The 16989-nt window shown below is 39.0% G+C and carries 18 protein-coding genes; 15 read left to right on the forward strand and 3 right to left on the reverse strand.

Annotated features, from left to right (window positions below; translation table 11 throughout):
- Positions 1-22 precede the first annotated feature (22 nt).
- Both GGQ84_RS07500 and GGQ84_RS07505 read right to left on the reverse strand, forming a co-directional pair.
- Positions 23-184, reverse strand: a complete 162-nt coding sequence (locus tag GGQ84_RS07500) for a hypothetical protein (RefSeq protein ID WP_429161281.1) — start codon at positions 182-184, stop codon at positions 23-25.
- An 86-nt stretch (positions 185-270) separates the two neighbouring features.
- Positions 271-1374, reverse strand: coding sequence for an FUSC family protein (locus tag GGQ84_RS07505; protein ID WP_429161284.1), 1104 nt, complete (start codon positions 1372-1374; stop codon positions 271-273).
- A 134-nt stretch (positions 1375-1508) separates the two neighbouring features.
- Here GGQ84_RS07505 and GGQ84_RS07510 point away from each other — a divergent pair, with 134 nt between their 5' ends.
- The 12 genes from GGQ84_RS07510 (at position 1509) to GGQ84_RS07565 (ending at position 11133) form a co-directional block, all read left to right on the forward strand.
- A complete protein-coding gene (locus tag GGQ84_RS07510) occupies positions 1509-2699 on the forward strand; it encodes a M24 family metallopeptidase (RefSeq protein WP_429161286.1) in 1191 nt (396 codons plus the stop codon).
- A gap of 63 nt (positions 2700-2762) precedes the next feature.
- Entirely contained in the window at positions 2763-4373 is a 1611-nt protein-coding gene (gene spoIIP / locus GGQ84_RS07515) for a stage II sporulation protein P (protein WP_429161288.1), read from the forward strand.
- A gap of 420 nt (positions 4374-4793) precedes the next feature.
- Positions 4794-5105, forward strand: a complete 312-nt coding sequence (locus tag GGQ84_RS07520; RefSeq protein ID WP_429161291.1) for a hypothetical protein — start codon at positions 4794-4796, stop codon at positions 5103-5105.
- A complete protein-coding gene (locus GGQ84_RS07525) occupies positions 5086-5373 on the forward strand; it encodes a hypothetical protein (RefSeq protein WP_429161293.1) in 288 nt (95 codons plus the stop codon). Before GGQ84_RS07520 ends, GGQ84_RS07525 begins: the two co-directional genes overlap by 20 nt.
- Before the next feature lie 14 nt (positions 5374-5387).
- Complete coding sequence (locus tag GGQ84_RS07530) at positions 5388-5735, forward strand: hypothetical protein (RefSeq protein WP_429161296.1); 348 nt, start codon at positions 5388-5390, stop codon at positions 5733-5735.
- 1 nt (position 5736) lies between these two features.
- A complete protein-coding gene (locus tag GGQ84_RS07535) occupies positions 5737-5925 on the forward strand; it encodes a hypothetical protein (protein ID WP_429161298.1) in 189 nt (62 codons plus the stop codon).
- A gap of 4 nt (positions 5926-5929) precedes the next feature.
- Positions 5930-6238: a hypothetical protein gene (locus GGQ84_RS07540; RefSeq protein WP_429161301.1), complete on the forward strand. Its 309-nt coding sequence runs from the start codon at positions 5930-5932 to the stop codon at positions 6236-6238.
- 27 nt (positions 6239-6265) lie between these two features.
- A complete protein-coding gene (locus tag GGQ84_RS07545; RefSeq protein ID WP_429161302.1) occupies positions 6266-6460 on the forward strand; it encodes a hypothetical protein in 195 nt (64 codons plus the stop codon).
- A 27-nt stretch (positions 6461-6487) separates the two neighbouring features.
- Entirely contained in the window at positions 6488-6718 is a 231-nt protein-coding gene (locus tag GGQ84_RS07550; protein ID WP_429161304.1) for a hypothetical protein, read from the forward strand.
- A gap of 98 nt (positions 6719-6816) precedes the next feature.
- Positions 6817-8718 carry a PrkA family serine protein kinase gene (locus tag GGQ84_RS07555; protein ID WP_429161307.1) on the forward strand — a complete coding sequence of 634 codons (1902 nt, stop codon included), beginning with the start codon at positions 6817-6819 and terminating at the stop codon, positions 8716-8718.
- Positions 8719-8732: 14 nt separating this feature from the next.
- Positions 8733-9887, forward strand: a complete 1155-nt coding sequence (gene yhbH / locus GGQ84_RS07560) for a sporulation protein YhbH (RefSeq protein ID WP_429161309.1) — start codon at positions 8733-8735, stop codon at positions 9885-9887.
- Positions 9883-11133 (forward strand): SpoVR family protein, encoded by a 1251-nt coding sequence (locus GGQ84_RS07565; RefSeq protein WP_429161364.1) that lies wholly within the window; start codon positions 9883-9885, stop codon positions 11131-11133. The genes yhbH and GGQ84_RS07565 overlap by 5 nt, the downstream gene beginning before the upstream one ends.
- Positions 11134-11160: 27 nt before the next feature.
- Here GGQ84_RS07565 and GGQ84_RS07570 read toward each other — a convergent pair whose 3' ends face one another.
- Complete coding sequence (locus GGQ84_RS07570; protein WP_429161312.1) at positions 11161-11583, reverse strand: Hsp20/alpha crystallin family protein; 423 nt, start codon at positions 11581-11583, stop codon at positions 11161-11163.
- Positions 11584-11755: 172 nt separating this feature from the next.
- Between GGQ84_RS07570 and GGQ84_RS07575 the strand changes: the two genes are divergently transcribed.
- The 3 genes from GGQ84_RS07575 to GGQ84_RS07585 all read left to right on the forward strand — a co-directional run bounded on the left by GGQ84_RS07575 (position 11756) and on the right by GGQ84_RS07585 (position 16979).
- Positions 11756-12697: a septal ring lytic transglycosylase RlpA family protein gene (locus GGQ84_RS07575; RefSeq protein WP_429161315.1), complete on the forward strand. Its 942-nt coding sequence runs from the start codon at positions 11756-11758 to the stop codon at positions 12695-12697.
- A 73-nt stretch (positions 12698-12770) separates the two neighbouring features.
- Positions 12771-13925: an exonuclease SbcCD subunit D gene (locus tag GGQ84_RS07580; protein WP_429161318.1), complete on the forward strand. Its 1155-nt coding sequence runs from the start codon at positions 12771-12773 to the stop codon at positions 13923-13925.
- Positions 13926-16979: an AAA family ATPase gene (locus GGQ84_RS07585; RefSeq protein WP_429161321.1), complete on the forward strand. Its 3054-nt coding sequence runs from the start codon at positions 13926-13928 to the stop codon at positions 16977-16979.
- Positions 16980-16989: the final 10 nt, after the last annotated feature.

Consider the following 16989-nt stretch of genomic DNA (forward strand, 5'->3'; position numbering starts at 1 on the left):
ATGTCGCCTTTCTTTTTTGCATTTAAACCTTAACCATATCTTCGTTACAGCACTTCTGAGATTCTCTTGCTGCTTTTCCACAATTTTTACAGGCAAAGTTACCTTTAGCTGCCATGGAGTTGCCACAACAGAAGTCTGGTAGACCTGATTCTTTGCCGCATTTTGCGCATCCATATTTCGACAAGCTTTCCACCTCCTATTAAGCAAAAAACTTCGCTACATGTCTAGTGTTACCCTTAATAGAAGATTCTATAATTTAATAACATTTTTCTATGTTATTTTCTTTGCTAGGAGTTGCAAATCATTGGCAGTTTGCTGTATATCATAGGCAACTATGGAAATCTCCATAAGAGATAAAATATTTTTTTCTCCTGGATGGTTTAAATTCCATTGGTTTAAGCGTTGAAAGAGTTCAGTCTTTAATCTACTAATTTTTTCAAACTCAGTATTAATTTGAGTTGCTTCATGGGAATTTCCTGTCTTTAAGAATTGAAAAATGCTAATTTGCATTTCAGTAGTTATTTCTACCATAGATGTTAACATTTTAAGAAGCTTACCGTATTCAACATTTATTTGTTCCATATACTTTTTTCTCACTATGCGCTCATCAGTGGTATGAGCTATATTTAAAATACGATCTAAGATAAGATCTAGAGTTTTGATAGCCCTTTCAAAGAGAACAACTTCCTTTACGATGGAGTGTTCTAAATTTGCTAAGTATCTGCGGTAGCCCAATTCATCTGTATAAAATGAAAGAAGCTGTTTTATGTTTTCCAATTCTTCCCTCAGATTGTCTACTTCTTCTATAGTATAGCTTAACTGTGATTTATTGCACTGGATAAATTCTGAAACAGTTGCTCTATAAAATTCTACTATTTTGTTGTTTAGCACTTCAAGTTCATCAATTAATCGCGGCCTATGTTTAGGTGGGGCAAAAGTCAAGTTTACAGCAGTAGCTATTGCGATTCCAATCAAGGTAGATAGGAGACGGTAACTACCTGCAGCAAATATATTACTAGTGGGAACTGCCATTACTGCAACTACGGAGATGGCACTAAAAGCACTATCAAAGTTAAATTTATTTGAAATTAATATGGCTATTATAACTCCTATACCTATTAATACAGGAACGATCCATTCGGTACCTATAACGTGAAATCCCAAGTAACCTAAAAATATACCTATAAACGCACCAAGTAAAGTAGCCTTGACTCTTTTCCAGCCCTGCTTAACTGATTCAGCCACTGAAGGCTGAAGACTAATAATTACAGCAATAGAACATATAAGGGGATCTATGTTAGTAAATATAAAGCTGATCATAATTGCAATTACAGTTGCAAGACCTGTTTTAAAAATACGCAACCCTATTTTCAAAGCAATATTCCTCCTTTAATAAGTATTATATCTCCAGCGAATGAATAAGACAAATATTTTTGTTTTGGGGCAGGTAAACAGCCTCAAAAAGCCGAATGTTTAAAAGTGAAAAGGGTAAAGAAGGAGGGTTATAATTGCGGTTAGCACCAAGAGAAGAAGTTTATGGTCGCGTTAGTAAACTACAAGCGCTTTTGAGGAATAAAGGAATAGTAGGAATATTTGTAAATCAGTTGACAAATATATTTTACTATAGTGGAACGCTGCAGGGGACTCTATTATTTATACCTGATGCAGGGGAGCCAGTACTATTTACCTGTAAAAACCTTTCCCGAGTGAGAAATGAATGCCCTCTAGAAAATGTACTACAAATAGAAAAACTGAGTGAGATACCTAAATTGCTCTATGATGAAGGATATGAAGAACCTGACATTCTGGGTTTAGAATTGGATTTCCTACCAGTTAAATACTACAATAGCTATAAAAAACTATATCCCCATGCAAAGTTTGAAAATATTTCAAAAGACACAAGAATTCCCCGAATGATAAAGTCTCCATATGAGATTAAAATTATGACTGAAGCGGGACACTTAATTACTAAAGTGTATGAAAAAATCCCAAATATGATTCAAAAAGGCATGACTGAGATGCAATTGGCAGCTAAAATCGAATATGAAATGAGAAAAGCAGGACACCAAGGGATATTGAGGGTGAGAGCTTACAATCAAGAGGCTTTCTATGGGCACGTATTGTTTGGTGAAAATGCCCTTATAGGAAGTTACTTAGATAGCCCCACAGGGGGAAGAGGATTATCTGCGGCTTATCCCCAAGGAGCAGGAATGACTACTTTAGATAAGGGAAAAACAATTTTTATTGACTATGCTTTTGTGCTAGACGGCTATATAGTTGATGTAACTAGAATTTACTCTCTGGGAAAGCTAGAAGAGGAATTGCTTGAGGCCCATCAGGTTGCATTAAATATTGAGAAGCAGTTAACTGAGGCTGCGAGACCTGGTGTAGATTGTGCCCAACTATATAAGCTTGCAATGGAAAAGGTTAAAGAAGCTGAATTAGAAGCAAACTTCATGGGTGTAGGAGAAAATAAAGTAAAATTCATTGGACACGGGGTGGGCTTGGAATTAGACGAGTTGCCCATTGTGGGAATTAAGTCAAAAGAGAAACTACAGGAAGGCATGATAATAGCCCTTGAACCTAAGTTCTTTTTCCCGAGGAAAGGAGCAGTGGGAACGGAAAATAGCTATATTGTTCGAGCTAATGGCCTAGAAAAGCTATGTAGTTTAACCGATGAAATTACTTGTGTTTGTTAATGTTTAAAAATTATTAATTATACACACACTATCTCTAGCTTTAGAGAAAAGGGATGGTGTGCGATGAACAACTTACCTATAGGATTAATTATATTGACAGTTGTTGCAGCCTTAGTCTATCTTGGAATAGCTCAAAGGGTTTTGGATAAGATGCGTTTGAGCGATAGGGCTGCTTTTGTCATTCTAGCACTTATAATTTTGGGTAGCTACTTAGAGCCATTTTCTTTTGGTGCAATTGGTTTACAAATTAATTTAGGTGGAGCTCTTGTGCCAATAGGGGTTGCCTTATATTTGATTACCACTGCAGATGAGAGAAGGGAAAAGGTTCGGGCAACCATAGCCAGTTTGGGAGCAGCGGCAGGGATATTATTTTTTGATAAGGTCTTACCAATAGAGCCTGGAGCCTTGGCGTTTGACATAGATTCGCTTTTTTTGCCAGCAATTATAGCAGCGGGAATAGCCTATGCTCTGGGGCGGTCGCGGAGAGCCTCTTTTGCAGCGGGTGTTTTAGGTATAGTATTAGTAGACATAGCAGCAGCTATGGAAAATGCATACAGAGGATTACAGGGTGTCCCTATTACTATTGGAGGAGCAGGCCTATTTGATGCAGTTTTGTTAACGGGTGTGTTAGCAGTGGTAATAGCTGAAGTTGTAGGTGAGATTTACGAACGGATAACTAAGTACACTGGAGTTAAATGGGTAAAGCCCATAGCGTTAATATCCTTAGCTGTAATGGTGTTAAGTGGAGCACTTCTAGGTGGGGCATCAATTGTGAATATGAATACTGCTCTAATTGGAAATGAATTAAGCGATGGCTCCTACTTTCGGTTAATTGATAACCAAAATAATGTTCTTTTAAAGACAGCTAGAAATATCCGTGTAGGGGACAAGTATATAGGAGCAGATAATATACCCTACAGAGTTGTCAGTATACAAGGACTAGATGCTATTATGGAGGAGATTGAAGAGATTGAGTTTATTGAAGTAAGGGAGACACAGTTGGAGGGGCTATGGCGCTTTTTCACTGGCGATGAAATAGAAGATGTACCACAGCAGGAAGACGGTCCATCAGACAGGGATGATAGAGCAGAACAGCTAGAACCAGTAGGACCAGTCATATTTTATCACACCCACAATGCAGAATCCTTTGTTAGTAGTGATGGAACCCACAGTATCTATGGAAAAGGTGGTATACACGAAGTTGGGAGTGAATTTAAAAAAAGCTTAGAAGAGCTGAGGGTTACAGCAGTTCATGCAGAAGACTTACATTTACCCCACGACAGAGGGGCTTACAGGAGGAGCAGGCGTACAGTTTCTCGCCTGTTAGAAAAGGACCCAGAATTGTTATTCGATATACACAGAGATGCAGCACCTCAGCAAGTTTATGCAGAAAAGGTTGATGGAACATGGGTTACGCAGGTTTTATTTGTAGTTGGCCGTCAAAACCAGAATAAGAATGTAAATTTAGATTTTGCCAGAGAGCTTAAGGCAGTGGCTGATGAGGTGCACCCTGACTTAGTAAAAGGTATTCTTGTAGCTAGCGGTAATTATAATCAAGATATGTTTCCAAGAAGTTTGTTATTAGAAGTGGGGTCCCATACAAATGCCCGGGAATCCGCAGAGAGGGGCATTGCTTTATTCTCAGAAGTAGTGAGGGAGTATTTAGATAGATAATAAAATAACTAATTCCGTCAGTGGATGCTGGCGGAATTTTTTTGTGTCAACATTTTGAAGATAAATCCATAGTATGTAATGAACCTAATCATTTAAGGAGGAATGTAAGAATGTCAAGTTCAGGAGATGTATTTATAGCTAGTGTAGTTAATCAAAAGTGTGTCAACCAAACTGCTCAGCAAGTTCTAGTTCTACTGCACAACAAGTACTAGTGCTAATAGCTGCTCAAGTGCAAGATGTAATCGAATCACAGTGTGGCTATGCAATAAATGAAGACAATGATCAAATTTGTAGTTAAAAGTTGAAAACAAATTAAATTGTAAAGGGCCTTTTGTAAAAAAGGCCCTTTAAAGCAATTAGCATAAAAAAATTATACAGGGAATATACATAGAAAAAGAAACTGTACTGCAAGGGGGTAATATGGTGGCTAACGGGGATATACAGGTTTCCGGTATTAACTTATCAAATCAAGCAAACCTTACTCGAGCTAAAAAACTCCAATTATATCAATTTAACTTTGTAGCTTTATTGGGGCTAAATTACCTGAGCAATTACTCTGTAGAAGAGGACAGTATTCCCATATCAATTAAGGTGAAAAAAACTGGAGAGGTAGAGCTTTCTGGAATAGATGAGGAGACTTTAAATAATCAAGATAATGTCCGAGTGTATGCAGATAAAAAAGTAACTGATAGCGAAGCCAATGAGGAAGGAGATGAAGAGATTGAGTCCTAATAGCGATAATAAAGCCGAAAAACAGTTTAATTTTCTAATTAACGCTTCTAATCAAGCGAACCTAAGCGGAGCTAAAAATGGAACACAGGTGCAGATAAATTCTCTTTTTCTAATGATATCTCCTTTTGAATTGGAAAATTGTGAATTTGAAGATCTAAATATAGATATAAAAGCAGACGAACAAGGAAATTTTTGGGTAAATGATAGAAAATTCAAATTAATTGAAATAAGTCCAGGAGTAAATATTTTGGGTATAGTAACACGATAGGTAGGGGGGATTAAATGAAGTGCAACACCTGTAATGAAACTGAAGTAATAAAAATATACAAACCAGAACAGGTAGAATTCTATTGTAAACAGGGTCATAAATGGCCAGAAAAATATATAGATCAAGGTGGTCCTCATCAAAGACCTGAAAATTATAACATTAAAATAGAAGATTTTTTATTCCTGAAGGAAAAGGCTATCTATGAAGCATTATTAAAAGAAATAGATAAAGACAGGGAATATTATTATACTGCCGATCCAGTGGAGAAGACAAAGTCTTTAATGAAAAATATAAACGCAGATGAAAAAGAGGTTTATAATGTGTTGAAAAAAATAGAGCAATTTAAAAGGGAGGTTCTTTAATATGTCAGATGAAACACTGAAAAAATTAAAGGACGTGAACAATACAAATAGTAATGTGCATATGGAAGCACAAATTATAGATCAACTAAATACCAATAGTCAGTCTAATATGACCCTCTCTGCATATTCCGTAGCTACCCAAGGTGCTACTACTGTAAAAATTTCTAGCACAGCTGATTTAGAGGGGTGATTCTATGGTGGTTAATGACAGTAAAGAAAGCAAAAATTGGATTACTATAAAAAATATCAGAAATAAAGGAATGCCAACGGAAATTAGAATTAATAAAAATGGAGATATATTTGTAGATGGAGAGCAGTACGACGAAACCAATACTAAATATAAAAATATGAGTGTTGATGTTGAAAAGCATAATAAGATAAACTTTGGTGAAGATACTCAAAAAATGATTGCTAGCAGCAAAGAGGCTGAAAAGGGAGAGACAAAAGTAATAGAAGACATAAAAGATAAAAACAAAAGGGAGACTACCACAGTGAAGTTTTAAAATAAGGTACTTGAGGAGGGGCCGGCTATGGCTGATGAAAAAGGCCGATCTTCTAAATTTACAATTAGAGGATTTGAAATAGATATTGATCATGATTATTTATCATCCTCTGATTCAATGGATATATTGAAAGAGCTTTATAAAATTAAGCATGATACAAGTCTTTCTGACCAGGAAAAAGCAAGTAAAGTGCAGCAAGTAATGAATAAATATGTGAAGTGAAAGACTTGTTATAAGGGGGAATAGATTATGACTTCAAGCGGGTTCAAAAGTAAGAAATACTATAAACCTAATTTGGATGTTCAGCAGGAAGAGATTCAAGAAAGTGTAAGCAATGAAGAGGAGGATAATCAAATAGAAGAAACACAAAGCCAGGGTTATGAAGAGCTAGATGAAAAAGAAGAGGAAAAGGAAGTAGATGGTTCATTTGAAATGCTAGGTAAACTTTATCAAGTTTATAAAAATAAAAATAGCAAGTAAAAAGAGGCTACTGGGACTCCAGTGGCCTCTTTTTACTTCTTTTTACAAATTTCTGTGCATAGAATCTCTACGAGATAATAGTTTAAGGGGGTAAAAATGTGACATTTGCACAGAAGCTAAAGGAGTACCGACAGCGTGAAAAGGCTATTAACTGGGATGGTAAGTTTATTGATTACATAGAGATAGTAAAACAAAATCCAGCTATTACGCAACTGGCACACAGGCGAATATATAATATGATTATCTCCAAAGGTGTGGAAGAAAGGGATGGAGTAAAGTCCTACAAGTTCTTTAATAGAGAAATATTTGGCCTTGATGATACAATCCAAAAGCTTGTGGAAGAGTATTTTCATTCAGCGGCTAGAAGGCTAGATGTGAGAAAGAGAATTTTACTTTTGATGGGTCCAGTTAGTGGTGGTAAGTCCACTATTGCGGCCATGCTAAAGCGGGGCCTAGAAGAGTATACCAAAACAGAAGAAGGCGCAGTTTACGCTATTAAGGGTTGCCCTATGCAGGAGGAACCTTTACACTTGATACCTCAAGAGCTAAGAGAGGAGTTCCAGCAGGAGTACGGAGTCTATATTGAAGGCAGTCTCTGCCCATCCTGTAGGATGATGCTGAAAACCAAATACAACGGAAAATTTGAAGATGTAATGGTAGAAAGAGTAGTTTTCTCCGAAGAAAGGCGAGTAGGAGTTGGCACCTTTAGTCCCTCCGATCCTAAATCTCAGGATATTTCTGAGCTTACAGGAAGCATAGACTTTTCAACTATTTCCCAATACGGATCGGAATCTGACCCCCGAGCTTACCGATTTGACGGCGAGTTAAATAAGGCAAATCGCGGCTTGGTGGAATTTCAGGAGTTGCTTAAATGCGATGAAAAGTTCCTATATAATCTACTAAGCTTGTCCCAAGAGGGAAATTTTAAGGCAGGCAGATACTCCTTAATCTATGCAGATGAAATGATAATTGCTCATACCAATGAAGCGGAATATAAGGCGTTTATAAGTAATAAAAAGAATGAGGCTCTCCAATCTCGAATAATAGTGCTCCCAATCCCCTATAACCTAAAAGTATCAGAGGAAGTAAAAATCTATAAAAAAATCATTGACCAAAGCGATACTGGGAATGTTCACATAGCCCCTTATGCCTTAGAAGCAGCAGCTATGTTTTCAATTTTGTCAAGGTTAAAAGATTCAAAGAAGCAGGGAATGGATTTAATAAAGAAAATGAAGTTATATGATGGAGAACAGCTTGACGACTTTAAGGAAAAAGACTTAGCTGAGTTAAAGCGGGAAGGAAGGGCTCTAGGTGAAGGGATGAACGGCGTAGATCCCAGATACGTAATCAATCGAGTGTCTAGCGCCCTAATTAATAGCGATACAGTTTGCATCAATGCTTTAGATGTGTTGAAAGCTCTAAAAGAGGGTTTAGACCAACACACATCTATTAAAGAAGAGGAGCGGGAGGAATTACTAGATTATATTTCTTTAGTCCGCAGGGAACTTGATCAAGAGGCAAAAAAAGATGTACAGCGAGCATTTGTCTATTCCTATGAGGAAGCTACTATGAGTTTACTAAACAATTACTTAGACAATGTAGAAGCCTACTGCAACGGCTCAACAACCAAAGATCCCATAACTGAAGAAGAAATAGAGCCAGATGAAAAATTAATGCGGTCAATAGAAGAGCAGATAGGAATATCTGAAAATGCAATGAAGAGCTTTAGGGAAGAAATATTGATTAGAATGTCGGCATACGCAAGGCGAAATAAGAGTTTTGATTATAACTCACACCAACGGCTAAAGGAAGCTATCGAAAAAAAATTATTTGCTGATTTAAAAGACCTAGTTAAGATAACTACAACTAGTAACAGTCCAGATGTGAAGCAACTAAAGAAAATGAATCAAGTTGTGGATAGCTTAGTGGAAAACAACGGATATTGCCCTGTTTGCGCCAATGATTTGTTAAAATATGTGGGCAGCTTGCTCAGTCGCTAGGAGTGATAACAAACATGAAATACGTTCCATTTCTCGTAAGTGATGAAGATTGGAGTCTTCACAGGAAAGGATACATGGATCAACAGCGACATCGGGAAAAGGTAAAAGAGGCCATAAGAAAAAACTTATCAGACGTGGTCAGTGAAGAGGGAATAATAATGTCTAATGGCAAGAAGACACTGAAACTTCCCGTTAGAGCATTAAAGCTATATAAATTTCGGTTTAACCATGAGAAACAAACGCTAGTAGGCCAGGGTGAGGGAAACACTCAAAAGGGGGATGCGTTGGGCAGGGACAACGGCAAGGATACATTTACTAAAGGTGAGGGCGCGGGAGAAGAGCCAGGAGAAGACTACTATGAGACAGATGTGACCATTGATGAAATGGAGGAGATTGTATTTAGTCAGCTTGAACTGCCAAACCTAAAAAATAAGAAAGCACCTGACTTGGAAAGTAAATCTATCCATTTTAACGATGTAAGAAAAAGCGGTAGTATGGGCAATATTCATAAAAAGAAAACAATATTAGCAAACCTAAAGCGAAACTCACTAAAGGAGAAACCGCATATAGGGAATTTTTCACCAGAAGATATGTGCTTTAAAAGTTGGGACGAAGTGGTGAAATACGAAAGCAATGCGGTAATTATAGCTATGATGGACGTATCAGGTAGTATGGGAGAATATGAAAAGTACATAGCCAGGAGTTTTTACTTTTGGATGAGTAGGTTTTTAAAAAGTAACTATGAAAGCATAAAAATAATTTTTGTAGCTCACCACACAGAAGCAAAAGAAGTAACTGAAGAAGAATTTTTCACAAAAGGGGAGAGTGGTGGGACCAAGTGCTCCTCAGCCTACAGGTTAGCTTTAGACCTAATTGAACAAAAGTATAATCCCCAAGATTACAACATCTACTTATTTCACTTTTCCGATGGAGATAACTTGCCCAGTGACAATGACCAATGTATAAAATTAATAAATCAACTTTTAGATAATTGTAATATGTTTGGCTATGGAGAGATAGGCAACCCCTATTATAGTAGCTCCTTAGTCTCAGTATACAAAAAGATAAAAAATCCAAAATTCTCTTGCTTAAGTTTAAAGGATAAAACTCAAGTACACTCAGCGCTTAAAGCTTTTTTTCATCAGGATAGTGGGGGTGGTGCTGATTAAGGAGAAAGAAGTAAAGGAACTTGAAGGGGTGATAGCTGAAGCCTGTAGTGTGGCCAGGGCTTTTGGGTTAGATTTCTATCCCATGCGATTTGAGGTTGTACCAGCAGATATTATTTACACTTTTGGTGCTTACGGGATGCCAAGTAGATATAATCATTGGAGCTTTGGTAAATCTTTTTTTAAGCTGAAAACCCTATACGACTATAATTTATCTAGAATCTACGAGCTTGTTATAAACACAAATCCTTGTTATGCCTTCTTGCTCAGTGGCAACTCCTTAATTCAAAATAAATTGGTAATAGCCCATGCTTTGGCGCACAGTGACTTTTTTAAAAACAACGCCTACTTTACCCATACCTCAACAACAATGATAGATACTATGACAAATGCTGCAGAGCGAATTAGAAACTATGAGTTTAAATATGGGAAAGAAATAGTAGAAGACTTTCTTGATGCGTGCATCTCAATTCAGGAAAATATTGACCCTATTAAAGCTAGAAATCCGGCCTGGAAGACAGAGCCAATAGATGAAGAAAAGGATTTACTGCTCTACTTGGCAAAAAGCTGTCCGCACCTAGAGGAATGGCAACTGGACATTATAACCACTGTACGCAATGAAATGATCTATTTCTGGCCGCAATTGGAGACTAAAATTGTAAATGAAGGGTGGGCCACCTTTTGGCATTTGAGAATAATGCGGGAGATAAACTTAATTGACAGTGAGATTATAGAGTTTGCAAAAATGCATGCTAATGTAATCAGAGCTGATAAAAAGCAACTAAACCCCTATTCTTTAGGGCTAAAATTATGGGAGGACATATTTAAAAAGCAAGGGTATAGTGGAATGTTTGAAGTTAGGGAAATGGAGAGTGACCTTTCCTTTATTCGCAATTACCTGACTCAAGAAATAATTGAAGATTTGGACTTATACTTATTTAGAAAGGAAGATAGAAAGTGGAAAGTTACTGAAACTCAATGGGAAGCTGTCAGAGAAGGTATTGTGGGCAATTTGATAAATTGTGGCTTCCCTAATATAGTGGTGGCAGATGGTAATTACAATCTGCAGGGTGAGCTTTTCATGCGACACATTTACGAAGGAGTTGAACTTGATATCAAGCACTTGGAAAAAACACTACCTTATGTATACCATATTTGGCAAAAGCCTGTGCACCTAGAGACAGTTCTCAACAATAAGGGAGTTATCTTTTACCACGATGGAACAAAGACATTGAGAAAGTTCAATTAAAAAAACCGCCAAAAGAGGCGGTTTCCTTTAATCAATATTGATTTTTCTTCCCTTACGCTTTGCGGCTTCTGATTTGGGGACAGTAATAGAAAGAATTCCATCTCTGTACTCGGCTCGAGCTTCTTCTGATTTCACTTCCACAGGCAAGGGAATAGTTCGACTAAAGGTGCCAAAATAGCGCTCAGTTTTGTAGATGTGCTCATCGTTAATCTCACTGCTCTTTCTTGTCTCGCCAGATAGCTTAATAAATTCGTCGTCTACAAACACATCTAAATCGTCTTTAGCTACCCCGGGAAGCTCAGCCTTAAGGATAACATCATCTTCTGTTTGATAGATATCAACTCTAGGCGTTCCTTGACCATAAAACATACTAAAGGGTGATTTTTCTAATAAGCTATTCACATCTTTACTAAAATTATTTATTTCCTTTAAAGGGTTCCACTCACTCACAGCATAACAACCACCTTTCTATATCTTTTAGCTATAGCATTTCCATGTTGGAGTGGTTTTTATAAGGAGACAGGATAACTTATCTTAAAAAATGGTATACAAAAAAATAAAGGAAAATTCCACTTCATGTAGAATAACTTTAGTTAGAATTTTAGCAAATAGGAGGATAAACGTGAAGTTAATAGTTTCAATGTTACTGATGTGTTTCCTTGCTATTCCAGGAATAGCTGGGGCAGAGGAGACAAACGTAGATTATTTTAAGGTAGTAGTCAATGATAGGCCGTTGGATGAACCTGTGGTGGTGCAAAATGGAGTCAGTCTTATTCCAGTAAGGGCAATTATGGAGGAGTTTGACGCAAAGGTAAAGTGGGATGGAGATTCTAGATCTACATTGGTAGAATACAATGGGACAGCAATAGAGATACCAGTGGACAGGGATTTTATAATAGTAAACGATGTGATTGTAACTGATGGAATTAATAAAAGCTTTATAGAAGGAAGCTTGAATGTTTCATTGAGAAGAATTACTGAAATGATGGGATTTAATGTTTATTGGTGTGTGGAAAATGAGATAATCTACATATCTATTCAAGAAGATCAGCTTGGTTCACTTGACTTACCCCAAAAGAGGTTAGATTTAAATAATGTTTCTCATGAAGACTTGGTTCAAGTAGACCTTATATGTGAAAACACAGCATCAAATATTATTAATTTCCGAAGGGAAAGGGGTCAATTCTCTAATGTAGGACAATTGCAGCATGTATCGGGAATAGGAGGAGAGCTAGCAGCACAGCTACAAGACCTGTTTCGAGTACCCTATAGAGAAGAAGGGATAGCTTCCTGGTATGGGGCTAAGTTTCACGGAAGACGTACAGCTAGCGGAGAGGCATATAATAGACATGCGTTGACAGCTGCTCATCCTAGTTTGCCTTTCGGGACTTATGCGGAAGTGACTTTTGAACGAACAGGTAAGAGTATCATTGTGCGTATTAATGATAGGGGCCCCTTCACGGGTGGAAGAGTGATAGACTTATCTGAAAGGGCAGCAGAAGAAATCGGACTGCGACCCCACGGTGTTGGTCAAGTTCAAATAAAGGTTTTAGAAACTGAATAAATGCTTTAAATTTCAGTGCAAAAACACTTTAGCTTCGGCTAGAGTGTTTTCTCATAGTAGGAGGAGGTAAAAAATGAAAATTTTGCATACATCTGACTGGCATTTAGGCCGTATGTTCCACGGCAAGCATATGACAGAGGACCAGGCTTGGGTCCTGGAAGAGTTTATTAAGTTAGTCCAAGATGTAAAACCTCATGCAGTAGTAATAGCGGGAGATATCTATGATAGATCTGTGCCCCCAATTGAGGCAGTGGAACTCTTAGATCATGTGATGTCTAAAATTTTAATAGAACATAAAACCCCTGTAGTGGCAATTGCAGGCAACCATGACAGTCCAGAGCGGTTGAGTTTTGGTCATAAGCTGCTAGCTTATCGGGGGTTACATGTGATAGGCAGCTATCGAGCTGATATAGAGCCTGTTGTGTTAGAGGACGAGTACGGTGATGTGTGCTTTTCCCCAGTGCCTTATGCTGAGCCGGCCATAGTAGGAGCGGGGCTACAGTTAGAACAGATTCCAGACGTGGATGGAGCGATGCAAGCAGCCATTAACAGGTGCATGGAGCAAGTGCCTCAAGGCGTGCGCAAGGTGGCAGTTGGTCATGCCTTTCTTGCAGGAGGACAGGAAAGTGAATCTGAGAGACCCTTGAGTGTAGGTGGCAGTGGAGCAGTAAACTGGAATCACTTTACTCCCTTCAATTATGTGGCCCTTGGCCACTTGCATCGCCCCCAATCCATTGGAAGGGATAGTATTCGATATTCAGGATCCCTTTTGAAATACTCATTCTCAGAGGTTGCGCACAATAAATCAATTTCCTTAGTGGAGCTAGATTCTAAGGGTAACGTTGAAGTTGAACAGGTATATCTGAGGCCAAAACGGGATTTGCGTAGAGTTGAGGGGTTACTTGAGGAGATATTGACCAATGGGCATGAGGATAAGCAAAAGGAAGATTATCTAGTGGTTAGTCTCCAAGACAAGGGAGCTATATTAGATGCTATTGGCAAACTGAGAAAGGTTTATCCAAATGTGCTACACATCGAACGCCCCACAATGGGACAAGAACAAGAAGATATGTGTAAACCCCAAGGTGACTACAAAAGCGTTCAAGACAAAGACCTGTTTTCTGCCTTTTTCCAACAGGTTACCAATGAGCCCATGTCTGAAGAGTATAATAGTGCTTTAGCAGCTGGGCTTGAAGAATTCTACAAGTCACAGCGGGAGGTGAAATAAATGAGGCCCTTAAAAGTTTCAGTGGCCGCATTTGGTCCCTATGTGCAAAAGCAAGAATTAGACTTTAGGGACCTAGGAGAGCGAAATATATTTTTAATTCATGGCCCCACAGGTTCTGGAAAGACAACCCTTGTTGATGCTATGTGCTTTGCTCTTTACGGTGATACCAGTGGAGCTGAGCGAGATGGGAGACAGATGCGCAGTCAATATGCTGATGCTAGTGTGACTACGGAAGTGGAGTTTGAATTTCAGTTAGGTGAACACATATTTTGTGTAAAGCGGCTACCTGAACAGGAGCGTACAAAGAAAAGGGGTTCGGGAGTTACTGTTCAGAATGCAGAAGCAACTCTGTGGAAACTGGAAGAGGACCAGTGGAAAATTGAGGCCAGTGGCTGGAAGGCTGTAACCGATACTGTAGAAATGAGATTGGGCTTTACCAGCGAGCAATTTAGACAGGTAGTTGTTTTGCCTCAAGGCCAGTTTCGCAAGTTGCTAATGGCAGATTCTAAGGAGCGCCAGCAAATCCTTGAAAAACTATTTCGTACTGAACATTACAGGTACATTGAAGCTCATTTAAAGGAAAGTGCTAAAGAGATTGAAGTAAAAATTAAGGACATGGAGCGGGAACAGGAAATTCTACTTCAGCAGGTGGGCTGTGTAGATCAAAGGAGCTTACAGGAATTAAATGAAAATAACCAACAAGAGCTTAAAGAGCTTTTAACTAAGCTTAATGATGAGATCCAGAAAAAAAAGAGCGCTGAAGAAAAATTGCATCAAGGGAGAGAAATTCAAGCTAAATTTCAAGAGTTAAAAGTGGCAGAAAGGGAGCTAAAGGCTTTAAAGGATAGTCTACAAGCCATACAGGACAAAAAACAAAAGCACCAGAGTGCCCAAAAGGCTGCTCAACTAGTTGATGGCGAGAGGAATTTAAAGGCTAGGGTAGAAGAGCTAGAGGAAGTAAAAGAGTTGTTTGACAACAAAAAAGTCAGCTTAGAAAAAGCTCAAAAGCAAGAGCAAGAGGCAAGCAAGAAACTTAGAGAAGCCGAAGCCCGGGAGCCAGAAAGAGAAGAGCTCAAGCAGAAGCTAACAGAGTTGGGTAGCTTTGTGGAAGCAGTAGCAGAACTGGGCGCAAACAGATTAGAGCTAACAAAGCAAGAAACAACAGAGAAAGCCATGAAAACAGATATACAAGCGAAGACCGGGGAATTAAATGAAGTGGAAGACAAGCTTAAGCAACTTGAGTCAGAGCTAGAGCAGAAAAAAACCCTAGCTACCAGTGAACAGTTGCTACAAGTGCAAGTGGAAGCTCATGAAAAGTTGCTGCAGAAAAGACAGAGTTTAATAGATTTGGAAGCCCAGCTAAAAGTAAGGAGACAAGAGTTAGGTGAAGATCGCAAAAAACTGGATCAACTAAAGTTAGCATACGATCAAGCCAAAAGTGATGTGGAGCAAACTCAAGCTAAAATCCACAGTGGACAAGCGGCTATACTGTCCCGTGGGCTTGAGGAAGAAAAACCATGTCCCGTCTGTGGCTCATTAGAACACCCTAACCCTGCTAGATATGAAGGGGATTTGCCCTCAGAAGAAGAACTGCAACATAAGCAAGAAGAGTTGGAGCGGGCAGAAGAAAAGTTGGGGAAAGCCAAGGAGCAACTTGACAAGTTAGAGCTAGACCAAGCCAAGCTGGAAGGAAAAGTAATAGATCTAAAGGAAGAATTAGGAGAAGACTTAAAGTCCTCCATAGCGGAGCTTAAAGAGCAATTGGTGCAAAAGAAGGAGCTATGGTCTAAGGCCCGCAATGCTAAGCAGCGGGAAGTAGACTTAACCAAGGAATACAGTGAGTTAAAAGCTAAAGGGGAAGAAACTAAAAAAGATTTAGAAAGTCTAAAAGAAAAGCAGGGGGAACTCAATAGCTCCCTAAGTGCACTGAAGGCTGTAATAAATCTGCAGCAAAGTAAAGTACCTGAAGAGTTGCAGGATGATCAGGTGTTAAAAGATACACGAAAAAAAGTAGAAATAGACTTGAATAGAATTGAGCAGCTTTTGGAAAGCAGTCGCTTCGAAAAAGACAAGGCTCTAGAGAACTTAGTTAGAATAAAAACAGAGTTTCAAGGAACAGAAGAGCGGTTAAAGCGCTGTGAACAGCATTGGAAAGATGAGCAGGAACAGTTTGAACGCAGGTTAACTGAAGTGGGCTTTGCAGATTATAGTGAGTTTCAGCAGGCAAAGCTGACCCAGGAGCAGCTAAAGTTATTGGAACAAGAGATACAGGACTTTGAACACAAGTACAGTGCCGCTCAGGATAGGCAAGAGCGGGCAGTGGTAGCCACTGCAAACTTGGAGGAGCCCGATTTAGAAAAGCTGTTAGCAACAGTGGAGCTAATTAGTACTACAGTAGAGCAGCTAACTGAGAGAAGAATGCAACTGGGTGAACAGGTTAAGCGTCAAGACAAGTGTTTGATGCAGTTGGAGACATTGTCAGGAAAAGTGGAAAAACTGGAGCGTGAGTATGGTATTTTAGGGCACTTAGCTGATGTGGCCAATGGGAAAAATCCGGTTGGAGTGACTTTTCAGCGCTTTGTGCTGGGAGCTCTATTGGATGATGTAACTGTGGCGGCTACAGAGCGCCTTAAGCTAATGAGCAAGGGAAGATATCATTTGCAGCGCACCATGGATAGGGCCCACAAACGGGCAGCAGCGGGGTTAAATCTTGAAGTGTTTGACAATTATACGGGGCAAGCCCGGAGTATTGCAACTCTATCTGGAGGCGAATCCTTTCTCGCCTCCTTGGCCCTAGCACTGGGATTGGCTGACGTGGTTCAAAACCATTCAGGTGGGGTTTACTTGGATGCTATTTTTATTGATGAAGGCTTTGGCACGCTGGATCCAGAGACCTTGGATTTTGCCATGAAGGCATTAATTGACCTACAACAAGGGGGGCGCCTAGTGGGGATTATATCTCACGTACCCGAGTTGAGGGAGCGGATCGATGCGCGACTAGAAGTAGTATCTGAGAGTAGAGGAAGCAGAGCAGGATTTAGGTTAGGTAGATGAATAAATAGGG

This window comes from Desulfitispora alkaliphila (assembly GCF_050433185.1).
GTDB lineage: Bacteria > Bacillota > Desulfitisporia > Desulfitisporales > Desulfitisporaceae > Desulfitispora > Desulfitispora alkaliphila.

What these genes read in the sequence shown, in the direction of transcription:
- GGQ84_RS07525 (WP_429161293.1), top strand. Translation starts at nt 5,086, where the DNA reads ATGAAGAGATTGAGTCCTAATAGCGATAATAAAGCCGAAAAACAGTTT.
- GGQ84_RS07585 (WP_429161321.1), top strand. Translation starts at nt 13,926, where the DNA reads ATGAGGCCCTTAAAAGTTTCAGTGGCCGCATTTGGTCCCTATGTGCAA.
- GGQ84_RS07580 (WP_429161318.1), top strand. Translation starts at nt 12,771, where the DNA reads ATGAAAATTTTGCATACATCTGACTGGCATTTAGGCCGTATGTTCCAC.
- GGQ84_RS07545 (WP_429161302.1), top strand. Translation starts at nt 6,266, where the DNA reads ATGGCTGATGAAAAAGGCCGATCTTCTAAATTTACAATTAGAGGATTT.
- GGQ84_RS07530 (WP_429161296.1), top strand. Translation starts at nt 5,388, where the DNA reads ATGAAGTGCAACACCTGTAATGAAACTGAAGTAATAAAAATATACAAA.
- GGQ84_RS07520 (WP_429161291.1), top strand. Translation starts at nt 4,794, where the DNA reads ATGGTGGCTAACGGGGATATACAGGTTTCCGGTATTAACTTATCAAAT.
- GGQ84_RS07550 (WP_429161304.1), top strand. Translation starts at nt 6,488, where the DNA reads ATGACTTCAAGCGGGTTCAAAAGTAAGAAATACTATAAACCTAATTTG.
- GGQ84_RS07535 (WP_429161298.1), top strand. Translation starts at nt 5,737, where the DNA reads ATGTCAGATGAAACACTGAAAAAATTAAAGGACGTGAACAATACAAAT.
- GGQ84_RS07540 (WP_429161301.1), top strand. Translation starts at nt 5,930, where the DNA reads ATGGTGGTTAATGACAGTAAAGAAAGCAAAAATTGGATTACTATAAAA.
- yhbH (WP_429161309.1), top strand. Translation starts at nt 8,733, where the DNA reads ATGAAATACGTTCCATTTCTCGTAAGTGATGAAGATTGGAGTCTTCAC.
- spoIIP (WP_429161288.1), top strand. Translation starts at nt 2,763, where the DNA reads ATGAACAACTTACCTATAGGATTAATTATATTGACAGTTGTTGCAGCC.